This window comes from Mesorhizobium sp. M8A.F.Ca.ET.181.01.1.1 (assembly GCF_004792025.1).
GTDB lineage: Bacteria > Pseudomonadota > Alphaproteobacteria > Rhizobiales > Rhizobiaceae > Mesorhizobium.
The window spans coordinates 1,242,480-1,256,428 of sequence record NZ_SRTV01000001.1 but is presented as its reverse complement, the minus strand read 5'-3'; the positions used below and the strand labels follow the sequence as shown (position 1 = coordinate 1,256,428).

14 protein-coding genes are annotated in these 13,949 nt (G+C 63.8%); 7 read left to right on the top strand and 7 right to left on the bottom strand.

Features of this window, described 5'->3' with window-relative positions:
• Positions 1 to 70 precede the first annotated feature (70 nt).
• The 3 genes from EN824_RS06115 (at position 71) to EN824_RS06105 (ending at position 3,306) form a co-directional block, all read left to right on the top strand.
• A complete protein-coding gene (locus EN824_RS06115) occupies positions 71 to 1,549 on the top strand; it encodes a YcjX family protein (protein WP_135864441.1) in 1,479 nt (492 codons plus the stop codon).
• Positions 1,546 to 2,631 carry a TIGR01620 family protein gene (locus EN824_RS06110; protein ID WP_135931985.1) on the top strand — a complete coding sequence of 362 codons (1,086 nt, stop codon included), beginning with the start codon at positions 1,546 to 1,548 and terminating at the stop codon, positions 2,629 to 2,631. The genes EN824_RS06115 and EN824_RS06110 overlap by 4 nt, the downstream gene beginning before the upstream one ends.
• Before the next feature lie 123 nt (positions 2,632 to 2,754).
• Positions 2,755 to 3,306 (top strand): hypothetical protein, encoded by a 552-nt coding sequence (locus tag EN824_RS06105; RefSeq protein ID WP_127279123.1) that lies wholly within the window; start codon positions 2,755 to 2,757, stop codon positions 3,304 to 3,306.
• 123 nt (positions 3,307 to 3,429) lie between these two features.
• Here EN824_RS06105 and EN824_RS06100 read toward each other — a convergent pair whose 3' ends face one another.
• The 3 genes from EN824_RS06100 to EN824_RS06090 form a co-directional block, all read right to left on the bottom strand.
• Positions 3,430 to 3,696, bottom strand: a complete 267-nt coding sequence (locus EN824_RS06100; RefSeq protein ID WP_027029131.1) for a hypothetical protein — start codon at positions 3,694 to 3,696, stop codon at positions 3,430 to 3,432.
• 179 nt (positions 3,697 to 3,875) lie between these two features.
• On the bottom strand, positions 3,876 to 5,084 hold the full coding sequence (locus EN824_RS06095; protein ID WP_127279122.1) for an MFS transporter: 1,209 nt from the start codon (positions 5,082 to 5,084) through the stop codon (positions 3,876 to 3,878).
• A 60-nt stretch (positions 5,085 to 5,144) separates the two neighbouring features.
• Positions 5,145 to 6,134, bottom strand: coding sequence for an AraC family transcriptional regulator (locus tag EN824_RS06090; protein WP_189343655.1), 990 nt, complete (start codon positions 6,132 to 6,134; stop codon positions 5,145 to 5,147).
• 162 nt (positions 6,135 to 6,296) lie between these two features.
• Between EN824_RS06090 and EN824_RS06085 the strand changes: the two genes are divergently transcribed.
• The gene (locus EN824_RS06085; RefSeq protein ID WP_127279121.1) at positions 6,297 to 8,132 is read left to right on the top strand and encodes a monovalent cation:proton antiporter-2 (CPA2) family protein; all 1,836 of its coding nucleotides are present in this window, start codon (positions 6,297 to 6,299) and stop codon (positions 8,130 to 8,132) included.
• A 15-nt stretch (positions 8,133 to 8,147) separates the two neighbouring features.
• Positions 8,148 to 8,693: a DUF924 family protein gene (locus EN824_RS06080; RefSeq protein WP_127872554.1), complete on the top strand. Its 546-nt coding sequence runs from the start codon at positions 8,148 to 8,150 to the stop codon at positions 8,691 to 8,693.
• 10 nt (positions 8,694 to 8,703) lie between these two features.
• Here EN824_RS06080 and folK read toward each other — a convergent pair whose 3' ends face one another.
• Genes folK through folP form a run of 3 tightly spaced genes read right to left on the bottom strand, consistent with a single transcriptional unit; the run spans position 8,704 to position 10,411 of the window.
• Entirely contained in the window at positions 8,704 to 9,216 is a 513-nt protein-coding gene (gene folK, locus EN824_RS06075; RefSeq protein ID WP_127281141.1) for a 2-amino-4-hydroxy-6-hydroxymethyldihydropteridine diphosphokinase, read from the bottom strand.
• Positions 9,200 to 9,559 carry a dihydroneopterin aldolase gene (gene folB, locus EN824_RS06070; protein ID WP_023773903.1) on the bottom strand — a complete coding sequence of 120 codons (360 nt, stop codon included), beginning with the start codon at positions 9,557 to 9,559 and terminating at the stop codon, positions 9,200 to 9,202. The genes folK and folB overlap by 17 nt, the downstream gene beginning before the upstream one ends.
• Positions 9,560 to 9,562: 3 nt before the next feature.
• Positions 9,563 to 10,411, bottom strand: a complete 849-nt coding sequence (gene folP, locus EN824_RS06065; RefSeq protein ID WP_127872555.1) for a dihydropteroate synthase — start codon at positions 10,409 to 10,411, stop codon at positions 9,563 to 9,565.
• A 115-nt stretch (positions 10,412 to 10,526) separates the two neighbouring features.
• On the opposite strand from folP, the gene EN824_RS06060 reads away from it, so the two are divergent.
• Together EN824_RS06060 and EN824_RS06055 are read left to right on the top strand one after the other, a co-directional pair.
• Positions 10,527 to 11,147: a DUF922 domain-containing protein gene (locus EN824_RS06060; RefSeq protein ID WP_167531424.1), complete on the top strand. Its 621-nt coding sequence runs from the start codon at positions 10,527 to 10,529 to the stop codon at positions 11,145 to 11,147.
• Positions 11,148 to 11,374: 227 nt separating this feature from the next.
• Positions 11,375 to 12,856 carry an MDR family MFS transporter gene (locus EN824_RS06055; RefSeq protein WP_135864439.1) on the top strand — a complete coding sequence of 494 codons (1,482 nt, stop codon included), beginning with the start codon at positions 11,375 to 11,377 and terminating at the stop codon, positions 12,854 to 12,856.
• Here the strand turns inward: EN824_RS06055 and EN824_RS06050 are convergent, their stop codons facing one another.
• Positions 12,857 to 13,888 (bottom strand): NAD(P)/FAD-dependent oxidoreductase, encoded by a 1,032-nt coding sequence (locus tag EN824_RS06050; protein WP_127280422.1) that lies wholly within the window; start codon positions 13,886 to 13,888, stop codon positions 12,857 to 12,859. It abuts the gene before it with no gap.
• Positions 13,889 to 13,949 lie beyond the last annotated feature (61 nt).

Here is a 13,949-nt window from a genome sequence, read left to right as displayed (position 1 = left end):
TGTCCAGCGCCATTTCAAAGCCGGGTTCCACCGCCTATATCGGGCGGACGCAAGTCCGAGAGAGCATATTTTGGCATCATCGCTGACCACCTTCACCGACGAGGCAAGAATTGCCCTCGACACATTGTCGGGACGTGCCACCGGACTTTTTTCTCCATCGCTGCGCTTGGGTGTCACGGGTCTATCCCGCGCGGGCAAGACCGTCTTCATCTCGGCCTTCGTCCACAATCTGATCCACGGCGGACGCCTGCCGCTGTTCGAGGCGCAGAAATCGGGGCGTATCGCGCGCGCCTTCCTCGAACAGCAGCCCGACGACGCCGTGCCGCGTTTTCAGTACGAGGACCACATCGCCGCTCTGGTCAACGATCGCGTCTGGCCGGACTCGACCCGCGCCATCTCTGAACTGCGGCTGACGATCGAATATGAATCGGCCTCCGGCTGGAACCGTATGTTCTCGTCGGGCAAGCTGTCGGTCGACATCGTCGATTACCCCGGCGAATGGCTGCTCGACCTGCCGCTGCTCGGCAAATCCTTCGCCGATTTTTCGCGAGAAGCCCTCGAAATGGCCACGTTGCCGGTGCGCGAGGACCTGTCGCGGGCCTGGCGGGCGATCTCGACGGAAATCGACCCGAATGCCGACGCCGACGAAATGACGGCACGCCGGCTGGCTGAGAGCTTCGCCGCCTATCTCAAGGCATGCAAGCTCGACGAGCGAGCGCTTTCGACCTTGCCGCCAGGACGTTTCCTGATGCCGGGCGACCTTGAAGGCTCGCCCGCGCTGACTTTCGCGCCGCTGGCCGGCCTCGGCGACAGGCGCGCGCGCAACGGGTCGTTGCATGCCATGATGGAACGGCGCTACGAGGCCTACAAGACACATGTCGTCAAACCGTTCTTCCGCGAGCATATCACGCGTCTGGACCGCCAGATCGTACTCATCGACGCGATGCAGGCGCTGAACGCCGGGCCTGGCGCGATGGCCGACCTGGAGCGCGCCGTCACCGAGATCCTCAACTGCTTCCGCCCCGGCCGGGGCAGCTTCCTCACCGACCTTTTCTCCCGGCGTATCGACCGCATCCTGGTTGCCGCGACCAAGGCCGATCATCTGCACCACGAAAGCCATGACCGGCTGCAGGCGATCGTGCGGCGCCTGGCCGACCGCGCCGTGGCGCGGGCGAATTTCACCGGCGCCGATGTCGACGTGGTCGCGATGGCGGCCGTGCGCGCGACCCGCGAAGGCACCGTCAAGCAGGGCCGGGAAACATTGCCTGTTATCATCGGCACGCCGATCGCCGGCGAGAAGATCAATGGCGAAACCTTCGACGGAAAGACGGAAACAGCTATATTTCCTGGTGATTTACCGGAAAAAATTGATGCTGTTTTCGATCTTTCGGGACCGGACCACAGGCAGGACTCCACAGACCCGGCAATCCGCTTCGTCCGGTTCCGTCCGCCCAAACTCGAACGCACGGCCGAAGGCGTCACGCTGTCGCTGCCGCATATCCGGCTCGACCGTGCCCTGCAGTTCCTGATCGGAGACCATTTGGCATGACAGCGCCCCGCAAACCGGCGGCATTCCGTATCGAGCCGGAAGCCGCGGCGAAACAAGACGCGCCACGAGCCCGCCAGGCCGAACCGTCGCGCAAACCACGCTCGGTGAAGGCCGATGTGGCGCTGGTCATCCCGGCGGAGGTCGACGTCTTCGACGAACCGGACATTATTGCCGCCGAGCCGTCGCCGTCGGTCGCCCCCCGAAAACGCTCGGTTCTCGGCAGCATCTTCTTTGGCGCCTTCGGCGTGCTGGTTTCGCTGGCTGTCGGCCTGTGGACCGACCAGTTGATACGCGATCTCTTTGCCCGCGCCGAATGGCTGGGCTGGCTCGCCGCCGGCATGGCGGCGACAGCGTTGCTGGCGCTTCTGGTGATCCTGATTCGCGAATCCCTGGCGATCGCCCGGCTCGCCGAGGTCGAAAAGCTGCAAAAGCGAGCCCTCGACGCCATCGCGCGTGACGATCCGAAAGCGGCGCGATCTGTGGTCGATGAACTGTCGGCCTTTGTCGCGGCCAAACCCGAGACCGCGGCCGGCCGGCGCGCGCTGGCCGAATTGCGCGGCGAGATCATCGACGGCGCCAGTCTGGTACGCCTGGCGGAAGCGGAAATCCTCGGCCCCCTCGATGCCAGGGCCAAGGTGATGGTCCTCGAGGCCGCCAAGCGCGTCTCGCTGGTGACGGCGGTGAGCCCGCGCGCGCTCGTCGACGTCGCCTATGTCGTCTTTGAGGCCGGGCGCCTCATCCGCCGGCTGTCGGAACTCTATGGCGGACGACCCGGAACGCTGGGTTTCTTCCGCCTGGCGCGCAGTGTGCTGGCGCATCTGGCGGTCACCGGCTCGATTGCCGTCGGCGACAGCTTTGTCCAACAGATCGTCGGCCACGGCCTGGCGGCGCGCCTCTCGGCCAAGCTCGGCGAAGGCGTCGTCAACGGCATGATGACGGCGCGCATCGGCATCGCCGCCATGGAGACGGTGCGCCCCCTGCCCTTCAGCGCTGCCAAGCGCCCGGGACTGGGCGATTTCCTCGCCGCGCTGACGTCGTTTGCGACAAGGAAAGACGCCGAAACAAACGCACCCGACAAATGACGAGCGCCTCTTTCGCGGCACGATGGGATTGCGCTTTCGAGGCCCTGAGGTGACGAAGCATTAACCAATCTTCTTCATGGTCAAACCGGTTTCAAACAGCCTCGTTGTTGCCGGGTGTCGTCGATGAAAAGCGTAATTCTGTCCAGCATCTTGCCCCTGGCGGCGGCGATCACAGCAGTCGCCGGTATTGCCTCCGGGGCTTGCGCCGGAGAGCCGGACAAGCAGTTTTTCCAGTCGGCCGAAGGCAAGTGGGTCGGCCCCGGCGAAATCGTCGCCGGCAAGTACAAGGGCACGAAATTCAACTGCAGCTTCACCGGCTCCACCCCCGACGGCAAGACGGGCATGACGCTTGACGGCGGCTGCCGGGTCGGCATGTTCACCCAGCCGATGTCGGCCAAGATCGAGCGCAACGGCCGCGACTACAAGGGTTCCTTCATGGGCGGCTCGGCCGGTGCCGGGCTCGATATCATCGGCGGCAATGTCGTCGACGCCCGCAAGGTGGTCTTCACCATCAACCGCAACCAGCTGCGCGGCGTCATGCAGGCACGCATTCCCGACGACAATTCGATGACGGTGACGGTCGCCGTGCGCGTTCAGGACCAACTGGTGCCGGTGATCGGCATGAGCCTTAAGCGAGTCGATGCCGTCGAAGTCGGCTCCATCACGCCGAACTGAGGCGCACCCCGCCTCCATTTCTTTAAGCAATTCCGGATGGTTCTTGGCATTGCTGGGATACCCCCAAACAAAAGAGGCGGCAGCCCATCGCCACCGCCTCCTTTGAAACAAACGAACCGGGCGTCAGCCCTTGATCGCGGCGGTCACCTCGTCATAGGCCTTGCAGGCGTCGGCCAAGGTCGTGGAACCCTGATACTTGGTCGTCACCGCCTGGACCTTGGCGGTCAGGTCAGCCGCCTTGGACGGGTCCTTGGTGATCGCCTCCTGCAGCGCGGCGGCCATGTCCTGCGCTTTCTTGGTTGCGATCTCGGTCGTGCATTCCGGCGCCTTTGAACAGGCCGAACCGGCAAGCACCGCCAGCCCGACGGCAACGAGCAAAAACTTCTTCATGTCAGTCATCTCCTCAAAAGGGCGCGACTTGATCGCCGCTCACCCCCAATGGCCGAAGCCGAGCGTGCTTAGCCTTCGATTGTGGCAAGATGCAACGCGTTACCGACGTTAACTTGTGTAGCGCGCCTGCAATATCGCCAACGGCCGGATTCAGGCTGCTGTGTCGGCGGCGGCAAAGTTCAGCTACGCGGTTGTAGCAGCGCCAAGACGGCCGTCGATGCGGCAAGGATGGCCGTCACGGTCAAAGGCGCTGTCGGGCCATAGGTGTCCACAACATAACCGCCGACAACCGCACCGGTGGTGATGGCGACCTGAAAGGAGGCGACCATCAGGCTGCCGGCTGCTTCCAGCGCGTCAGGCGCCGCGCGAGACAGATTTGTCGGCAGCACCACAGGCGCCATGCCGAAGGCGAAACCCCACAGGGTGGCGAACCCAAAGGCAACGCCGATGTGCACGCCCCAAAGCACCAATGCCAGCGCCGCGAACGCCATCAATGCGGCCGTAACCACGAGAGCCACGTGGATATTGGCGTCGGCCATGCGGCCACCGGCAATATTGCCGATCACAGCCGCGATGCCAAATCCGAGCAATGCCAGGGCAATTGGCCCGGTTGCAAGGAGCGTCACGTGTTCGAGAAAGGGACGCACATAGACCGAGCCGGCAAAATGCCCCGTCATCAGCAAAAGGATGGCGAGCATACCGAGTTGAATGCCACGCCGCCGTGTCAGCCGAAAGACGTCTGCAAGACTATTGCTTGCCGTTGCAGGCAAGGTCGGCAGGCTGAGCAACTGCAGCAGCATGGCAAGCAAGGCCAACCCCGCCGTCATGGCCATGGCGCTGCGCCAACCCAGCCAATCGCTGATCAACGCGCCCATCGACGGTGCGGCAATTGTTGCGAGCGAGACGCCGAGGGTGACGATCGCCATGCCCCGCCCCGTCGCATTGGCGCCAACCAGCCTCGCCACGACGGCGACCGAAAGTGCCCAGAAAGCGCTGAGAGCGATCCCCAGTCCGGCCCGGCCCAACAATAACAGCCAGAAATTGGGCGCCAGCGCCGCAAGAATGTTGGAACCGACCGCCAGGGCCATGAGGCCGACAAGCACCGTCTTGCGGTTCAATCGGCCGATGAGGACATTGCTCAACATGGCCGTCACGGCGCCGACGGAAGCGGTGGCGGTGACCACCTGCCCGGCCGTCCCCTCGCTGATGCCGAGATCGCGCGCCATCGGCGTCAACAGACCTGCCGGCAGGAATTCGGCGGACACCAGCGCAAAGCTGGTTGCCGCCAACGAAAGGACCGCGAACCATGTGGTTGCGCTCCACGTCGCCGGCGCGGCGGCATCAAGGTCTATCGCCGCGTCTTCAAGCTGTAATGTTGTGTCAGTCACGGAAGGATCTCCAAAGTTTGGAGATCTTTCATAAACGAGTCTTTTCGGATGATATGTATCTCAAAATCCGAAATTCATGTCTATTCGTCCAGGAATTGTGCGACGCACAACGCCCGGCGAGACATTGGTGATGCGCTTGAAGGCGCGAGCGAAGGATGCCTCGGAATCATAGCCCAAGCGGGTAGCAACCTCGGCCACCGACAAGCCGTTTTGTCCCAACAACTCGCGGGCAAGCTGCATGCGCAGACGGGCGAGATAGCGTGCCGCGCCTTCTCCCAATACGGCGCTGAAGCGCTCCGCGAAAATCGAGCGCGATTGGCCCGCCAGGCCGGCGAGGCTTTCGAGCGTCCAGTTATGGCCGGGGTCTCGGTGCATGGCTGCCAGAGCGCGGCCGATATGAGGGTCGCGGATGGCCGCGAGCCAACCGGTGGTCGAAGTTCCCGTGCAATTGACCCAGCAACGAATGAGCCGGGCTGTCAGCAAGTCCGCCATACGCGACAAGATGGTGGCGCTGCCCATCTGCGGTTGCGCGGCCTCCGCGGTCATTGCCGCCAGCAAAGGACCAACGACCGGGTCATTGCCGGCAACGTCGCAACCCTTGATGAGAGGTGGCATCAACGCGATCAATGGGTTAAGCGCACAGGCGCCCAAGGTCATGGAGCCGCAGAACAGGGTGCTTGTCGCGCCCGTGCCTTCCCGCACGACTTCGCAGACGTTGCCCCCCAACTTGGTCACCTGGCAATCATCGAGCGAGCCGCCTGCGACGTCCGGCGCGCTAGCCAGCCGATGGGCGATGCCTTGCGGCAGCAGCACCAAATCGCCATTGCGCAACTCATGCCATCCCTGCGCTTCGGTATGGATCCAGCATGGACCCTGACTTACAAAGTGAAAACGAAGGAGCGGTTGCTCCGGAAAGGCGATGCTCCACGGATGTCGGAGCTCGCATCGGCCATAGTTGACGCCACTCAAGCGAAAGTCTTGCAGGACTTCGCTGAGCGCATCCATCGGAATATGTGGCGCCGAAGACGACCGGGACGAATGGTCAGGCATTGGGCAGATATAGACACCAATCGTCCGACAGGCAAGCGGAGACCGTTGTTCCACCAGGGGAATCGCTTCGACGGCACCCCTGCCGGCCCTGGCAGGCTCCCCGCCCTTGCCTCCCGCTCCAACTGCATGCAAGGAGTGATTTCGGACACAGGGACAAGAGGCATGGCAGCGGAAGCATCAGGCAGCGATCTCATTCAGGTGGTGGCGCTGCTTGCCGCAGGGGTCGTCGCCGTCCCCATCTTCAAGCGCATGGGTCTCGGCTCGATCCTCGGATATCTCGCCGCAGGCGTGGTGATCGGCCCGTTCGGCATCGGTGTCTTTTCCGAATCGGGAGCCATCCTGCATGTCGCCGAACTCGGCGTCGTCATGTTCCTGTTCATCATCGGCCTGGAAATGCAGCCATCGCGGCTCTGGGGCCTGCGCCGCGAGATCTTCGGGCTTGGCGCGCTTCAAGTCGGGGTCTGCGCGGTGCTGCTGACTGGTGTCGGCATGGCCGGAGGGTTTCCGATCGCGCAATCCTTCGTCGCCGGGGCCGGTTTCGTGCTGACCTCGACGGCCATCGTCATGCAGCTTCTGGAGGAGCGCGGCGAAATCGCCTCTCCCAAGGGCCAGCGCATCGTCTCCATCCTGCTGCTGGAGGATCTGGCCATCGTGCCGCTGCTCGCCCTGATCGCTTTCCTGGCGCCCGGCGGTGCCGATACCAGCCTGTCGGAGCGGCTGACCGAGGTCGGTATCGGCCTCGCCGCGATCGTCGGACTGGTGGTGGCGGGACGCTACCTGCTCAATCCCTTCTTCCGCATCCTGGCGGATGCCCGTGCGCGCGAGGTGATGACGGCCGCGGCTCTGCTGGTCGTGCTCGGGTCGGCGCTCGCCATGCAGCTCAGCGGCCTGTCGATGGCGATGGGCGCCTTCCTGGCCGGGGTGCTGCTTTCGGAATCGACCTTCCGCCATCAGCTCGAAGCCGACATCGAACCGTTCCGCGGCATCCTGCTCGGCCTGTTCTTCCTTGCGGTCGGCATGTCGCTCGACCTGCATGTGGTGGCCGCGAACTGGAAGCTGATCGCCATCTATGTCGTCGCCTACATGGTGATGAAGGCTTTCGGCATCTACATCGTCGCCCGCATCCTGAAATCAGGCCACCGCGAGGCACTGGAGCGCGCGGTCTTCATGGCGCAAGGCGGTGAATTCGCCTTCGTACTCTATTCCGCGGCCGCCGCCGTCGGCATCATCGACGGCCAGGCAAACGCGACGCTGACGGCGATCGTCATCATCTCCATGGTGCTGACGCCGCTGGCGATCATCGCCTTGCGCCATTTGACGCCGCGCGACGAGCAGTCGCTGGACGGCGTCGAAATCGCCGACGGCCTGACCGGCAGCGTGCTGATCATCGGCTTCGGCCGCTTCGGCCAGATCGCCAGCCAACCACTGCTCTTGCGCGGTATCGACGTCTCGATCATCGACAACGATGTCGAGATGATCCAGGCGGCCGCCGATTTCGGCTTCAAGGTCTACTATGGCGATGGCACGCGGTTGGACATCCTGCACGCGGCCGGGGCCGGCCGGGCGCGGGCCGTGCTGATCTGTGTCGACAAGCCCGACGCCGCCATCCGCATCGCCGAACTCGTCAAGGCGGAGTTTCCCTTGCTTACGGTGTTGGCACGTGCGTTCGACCGCGGCACGGCGCTGCAGCTCATCCGCGCCGGCGTCGATTATCAGCTGCGCGAAACCTTCGAATCGGCGCTCGTCTTTGGTGGCTCGACCCTCGAGGCGCTGGGCGTCGATCCCGAAGACGTCGCCGAAACGATCGAGGACGTCAGGCGTCGCGACACGGCCCGCTTCGAGACCCAGCTCGCCGAAGGCATCCGCTCGGGACAGCGTTTCCTGAAAGGCAATATCGGCACGCCGATCCCGACCCCGCTTTCCACGCCCCGCCGTCCTGGCCAGGCGCTCAACGAGGAAACGGCCGGCGTCCTGCATAAATCCGAACCGGCGGATTGAACGGGGAAATCAACGATGGAACTGAACAGCAGAGCCCTCTCGGTCACCAAGTTCTGGCGCGACGCCGGCGAGGATGCCTGGTTCGAGAAGAACGACGCATTCGATGCCGATTTCCGCGCCCGCTTCCTCGACCTCCATTACGCCGCCGCGCGGCGCGAATGCGACGACTGGTCAGGACATGCCGAAGGCTCGCTGGCGCTGATGATCCTGCTGGACCAGTTTCCGCGCAATTGCTTTCGCGGCACCGGCCATATGTTCGCGACCGACCCCCTGGCAAAGCATTTCGCGCAAAAGGCGGTCGCTGCCGGCCACGATTTGGCGCTGGAACCGGAGGTCCGCGTATTCCTCTATTTGCCGTTCGAGCATTCGGAAAATCTTGCCGACCAGGACCGGTCGGTTGAACTTCACACAGCCAGGGCCGAGTTCAATCTGAAATACGCCCTGGAACATCGTGACATCATCCAGCGCTTCGGCCGTTTCCCGCACCGCAACAAGATGCTTGGGCGCGAAACGACCGCTGAGGAAAAAGCATTCCTGGATGACGGTGGTTTCTCCGGCTGATACCAGCGGTCTAGCGCAGCCACCAATCCTGGCCTGACGGCAGGCGCTCGATGCCGGCGGCATCGACCGAGCCCAGGCGATCGACAACGCGTTTGCCGCCAATGGTGAGGTCCGGCGCGATCTCGGCCAGCGGTGCCAGCACGAAGGCGCGCTCCAGCATGCGCGGGTGTGGCACTTCCAGGCCCGTTTCATGGATGATGCGGTCGCCGAACACCAGGATGTCGATGTCGATCAGGCGCGGCCCCCACCTCTCCTCGCGCACGCGCTTGAGCTTTCGCTCGGCATCGAGGCAGAGGTCGAGCAATGCCCGCGGCGACAGCCGCGTCGACAGTGCTGCGGCCGCGTTGAGGAAATCCGGCTGGTCGAGCTTGCCCCAGGGCGGCGTCCGGTAGAGCGAGGAAACGGCGGCCATGTCAGTGTCGGCATCGGCGTCGAGCAGGCGCAATGCAGCCCCCATCGACTTGGCCGGATCACCGAGATTGCCGCCGAGGCTCAGATAGACGGTGTTACTCGGGCCAGACAACGGTCACCTCGACGTAATCGAGCACGCCAGGCACCGGCGCATTCGGCTTGCGAACGGTGACCTCGGCTTTGCGAATCTGGGGAAAGCGCCCGGTGAGGGCCTTTGCGACTTCCAGGGCCAGGGCCTCGATCAGGAAGCGCCTGTGTCCGGTAATGATCTCCTCGATGACGGTGAAGGCAACGCCGTAATTGACGGTTTCCCCGATGGCGTCATCGACGAGCGCACGTCCGGGCTCGACGGTGAGCGAGGCATCGACATAGAAGCGCTGCCCGAGCGCTTCTTCCTCGTCCAGCACGCCGTGCCGGGCAAAGAAGGCGCAATTCTTCATGCGGATGACATACATGGCTCAGCGTTCCGATCCGGTGTCCCGCGCCAGCATAGCATCCGCCACGGCCAGCGCGTCCACGTTGATTGCGACATCATGGACGCGAAACAGATGCGCGCCCTTGAGCCTGAGTATGACGCTGGTCGCCGCCGTACCGGCCGCCCGGTCGGCTGCGTCGCGGCCGGTGACGGTGCCGATAAAGCGTTTTCGCGACGTACCGGCCATCAGCGGGAAGCCGAGCGCGCCAAGCTCGGAAAACCGCGCCATCAGATCGAGGTTTTCCGCCGCCGTCTCCTTGGCGAAACCAAAGCCGGGGTCGAGCACGACATGGTCGTCGGCGACACCCTGCCCGCGCCCGATCTCCAGCGATTTTCCCAGGAACGCCAACTGGTCGGCGATCACGTCGGGCAGCTTTTCGCGGTCGCGGCCGGTATGCATGATGACGAGCCCGGCGCCGGTTTCGGCCGCCACCCGCGCAATGCCTGGCTCGCGCTGCAGACCCCAGACATCATTGACGATGTGCGCGCCGGCTGCCACCGCGAGCCGTGCTGTCTCCGCACGATAGGTGTCGACCGAGATCAGCACGTCGCCTGCACGCGCCAGCGCCTCGATCACCGGCAGGATACGGGCCTGCTCCTCGCTGGCCGAGATCGCCGCCGCGCCGGGCCGGGTCGATTCGCCGCCGATATCAATGACCGCGGCGCCTTCCCCGATCATGCGGCGCGCATGGACCAGCGCGGTTTCGGGAGCATCAAACAGGCCGCCGTCGGAAAAGCTGTCGGGCGTGACATTGAGGATGCCAACTACCACGGCCTTGCCGCCAAGCTCGAGATGACGCCCATGCGCCAGCTGCCATCGCCTCGCCGTCATTGCGCATCAACCATGGGCTCATCAACCAAGGGGGTCATCAACGATGTGTGATCCGCATCGGATCAGTTCCGTTGCGCCGGCAAAGGCCGTAAAGCAAGGTGACCGAAGAGGCAACATGATGACACGATCCCTGCTCTGCGCACTGCTGCTTACCGTCGCCGTTCCGGCGGATGCGGCCAATCTGGTGAAGACATACAGCTATTTCGCCATTGGCGGCAGAACGCTGGAGGATATCGAGCAGCAACTCGCCAAACACGGGCCGCAGGTCAAAAGCACGGGGTCGCGCCACCCGGGCGCCACCCAGATGGCCTTCACGACACGCATCAGCTACGCCAGCCAGTCCGGCTCCTGCCGGATCGCCGACGCGGTCGTGACCGTCAAGGTCAAGGTGATCCTTCCCGAATGGCGCCGCCCACGCAAAGCCGATGCCGATGTACGGCTGTTCTGGGATACATTGTCCGCCGACATCAAGCGCCATGAAGACCGCCATGTCGAGATCGCCAAGAACCACGGCCGCGCACTGGAAGACGCGCTGAAGGCAACCCATCCGCAGAAGGATTGCAATGCTGCAAAGGCCAAGGCCGCCGAGATAACGGCGGCCGAGCTTGCCAGACACGACCAGGACCAGTTGCGGTTCGACCGTGTCGAAGGCGTCAATTTCGAAAGCCGCATCCTGCGGCTGATGCGCTACCGGATGCAACGCATCGAGAGTGGCCAATTGCCGCCGCCAACCTGAGTTTCCTCGCCGGCTCCGTTCGCCTGGATGCAAGCCAACCGGGCGGAAGCGTAGTGCCAGCTTCGAATTTTTTTCGAGCGGCGTTCGAAATCGGTCTATAGGGAACGACATATCCAGGGTTGCCTCGGGCACAAGCTGGAAGCACGACCATCACGATCGATCGCGCCGCGAATGCACCACAAAGACCCGATGGTGATGCGGCAGCGCAAGGCGCATGGACGAGAAATATGGACCAGGCAGTCGACAAGCAGGCCGTGGCGGCCGCGAGCGCGCCGCTGACCGAAAGCGAAAAGAACGCCATTATCGGCGGCGTCCTTCTGTCGATGCTGCTGGCGGCCCTCGACCAGACCATCGTCGCGCCCGCCATGCCGACCATCGGGCGCTCGCTCGGCCATGCCGAATACCTGCCCTGGATTGTCACCGGCTACCTCTTGACCGCAACCGCCGTGGCACCGCTCTACGGCAAGATTTCCGACGTCTATGGGCGTCGGCCGACCGTCTATGCGGCAATTCTCATCTTTCTTGTCGGATCGCTGGTCAGCGCACTGGCTCCCAACATGTTCGTCCTTATCCTGGGGCGCGCGATCCAGGGGGCCGGTGGCGGCGGCCTTTTCGCGCTGACGCAGACCGTGGTCGGCGACCTTGTCCCGCCGCGCGAGCGGGCGCGCTATGCGGCGTGGTTTTCCGGCACATGGGCCGTCGCCAGCGTCGCCGGGCCGCTGCTGGGCGGCACTTTTGCCGAACATCTGCATTGGTCCCTCATCTTCTGGATCAATATCCCTCTGGGCTTTGTTGCGATGGCGATCATCAACACGCCGCTCAAGAAGCTGCCGATCGCGGCCAAGAATCACAGCATCGATGGTCTTGGCGCATTGCTGCTCATCGTGGCCACGGCGCTGTTGCTGCTGGCGCTGAACTGGGGCGGCAGCGCTTACCTGTGGATGTCGCCGGAAGTCGTCGGCGTCCTGGCCGGCTCCGCGCTTTTCTGGGGAGCCTTTGCCCTGCGGCTGATGCGGGCGGCCGAACCGCTCATTTCGCTGGAAGTGCTGGGCAACCCGATCGTCCTGGCCGGCACTCTGTCGATGTTCCTGCTCCAGGCCTCCAGCGTCGGCCTTGCCGTCTATCTGCCGGTCTATCTGCAATCGATACTTGGCCTGACGGCCAGCGAGTCGGGCATTGCAATGCTCGGCCTTCTGCTTGGAACCGTGGGCGGCGCCGCTTCCAGCGGCCGCCTGATACCGCGCTTCACCCACTACAAGCGCATCGCCATGGTCGGCGTCCTCTTCGCCATCCTGTGCATGGGCCTGCTGGCCTTTGTCGCCGGCCATGCATCGTTGCTGGTCGTCGAAGTCCTGACCATCTGTATCGGGCTGGGGACCGGGACGACATTTCCGGTAACCACCGTCTCCGTGCAGAATGCCGTCGACCGCATGCATCTTGGTGTGGCGACGGGGGTGCTTACCTTTCTGCGGTCGCTGGGCAGTGCATTGGGGGTCGCGATGCTCGGGGCCATCGCTCTGGGCTTTGGGTTGCCGCTGGCCGGTGAAGGCGTTGCGGTGGCTGGACATGTCGCATCGGCCCAGCCCTTCGTGATGATCTTTCTCGTCGCGGCCGGCACTCTGGGACTGGGCCTCATCACGCTTACGCTGATGCCCGAGAAAGAACTTCGAGGCCACGTCGACGATCCGGCGCCCATCCTGGCGGAATAGCTAGCCGGAGACGCCGAGCTTCTTCTGCAGGCTGGTGGACGAAGTCGTATACTGGAACACGATTCGTTCGCCGGGGCTGACGACGCGCTTGGCGGCCTGCGCCATCAGCGCCACCTCGTGGAAACCCGACAGGATCAGCTTCAGCTTGCCCGGGTACCAGTTGATGTCGCCCACCGCGAAGATGCCGGGCACCGATGTCTGGAATTTCTCCGTATCGACCGGGATCAGGTTCTCATGGAGATTGAGCCCCCATTCCGCGATCGGGCCGAGCTTCATGGTCAGGCCGAAAAACGGCAGCATGCGGGTGCAAGGCACCTCGATGTCGCCATCCGGGCCTCCCTTGATGGTGGCCGATGCCAGCTGGCCATCGGCTCCGGTGAGCCCGGTCACCTGGCCGACCCGAAATTCCAGCTGCTTCATCTCCTGCATGGCGTACATCTTGTTGACGCTGTCGGGCGCTGCGCGAAACTCGGGCCGCCGGTGAACGAGTGTCACGCTCTTTGCCACCGGCTGCAGGTTCAGCGTCCAGTCCAGCGCCGAGTCGCCGCCGCCGACGATGACCAGGTCATGGTCGCGAAAATCCTCCATCCGGCGAACCGAATAGAAGACGCTCGTGCCTTCATAGGCCTCGATGCCGGGAATTGGCGGGCGCTTCGGCTGGAATGAGCCGCCGCCGGCGGCGATCACCACCACCTTGGCTTCGAACACCTCGTTCTCGTCCGTGGTCACGCGAAAGCCGCCGTCGTCCAACTTTTCGAGACTGGAGACCATGCGGTTGTAGGTGAAGTCAGGCTTGAACGGCTCAACCTGCTCAAGCAACTTGTCGACGAGCCCTTGCGCCGAAATCGAGGGCCAGCCGGGGATGTCGTAGATCGGTTTTTCCGGATAGAGTTCCGCGCATTGGCCGCCCGGTTTGTCGAGAATGTCGATCAGGTGGCACTTGAGGTCCAGCAGGCCGAGTTCGAACACGGCGAACAGGCCGACCGGCCCTGCCCCGACAATGAGGACGTCTGTGCTGATGATGCCGGTCATGATGCGCCTCGCTGCGAAAGTCCCGGCGAGACTGCATGACCATTGCCCCGCTGCCAAGCGT

Bases quoted from the DNA above. Each gene is read 5' to 3' on its own strand.
- EN824_RS06110 (WP_135931985.1), top strand. From the start codon at position 1,546: ATGACAGCGCCCCGCAAACCGGCGGCATTCCGTATCGAGCCGGAAGCC.
- EN824_RS06100 (WP_027029131.1), bottom strand. From the start codon at position 3,696: ATGAAGAAGTTTTTGCTCGTTGCCGTCGGGCTGGCGGTGCTTGCCGGT.
- folB (WP_023773903.1), bottom strand. From the start codon at position 9,559: ATGTATGTCATCCGCATGAAGAATTGCGCCTTCTTTGCCCGGCACGGC.
- EN824_RS06090 (WP_189343655.1), bottom strand. From the start codon at position 6,134: ATGCCTGACCATTCGTCCCGGTCGTCTTCGGCGCCACATATTCCGATG.
- EN824_RS06080 (WP_127872554.1), top strand. From the start codon at position 8,148: ATGGAACTGAACAGCAGAGCCCTCTCGGTCACCAAGTTCTGGCGCGAC.
- EN824_RS06085 (WP_127279121.1), top strand. From the start codon at position 6,297: ATGGCAGCGGAAGCATCAGGCAGCGATCTCATTCAGGTGGTGGCGCTG.
- folP (WP_127872555.1), bottom strand. From the start codon at position 10,411: ATGACGGCGAGGCGATGGCAGCTGGCGCATGGGCGTCATCTCGAGCTT.
- EN824_RS06060 (WP_167531424.1), top strand. From the start codon at position 10,527: ATGATGACACGATCCCTGCTCTGCGCACTGCTGCTTACCGTCGCCGTT.
- EN824_RS06055 (WP_135864439.1), top strand. From the start codon at position 11,375: ATGGACCAGGCAGTCGACAAGCAGGCCGTGGCGGCCGCGAGCGCGCCG.
- EN824_RS06050 (WP_127280422.1), bottom strand. From the start codon at position 13,888: ATGACCGGCATCATCAGCACAGACGTCCTCATTGTCGGGGCAGGGCCG.
- EN824_RS06105 (WP_127279123.1), top strand. From the start codon at position 2,755: ATGAAAAGCGTAATTCTGTCCAGCATCTTGCCCCTGGCGGCGGCGATC.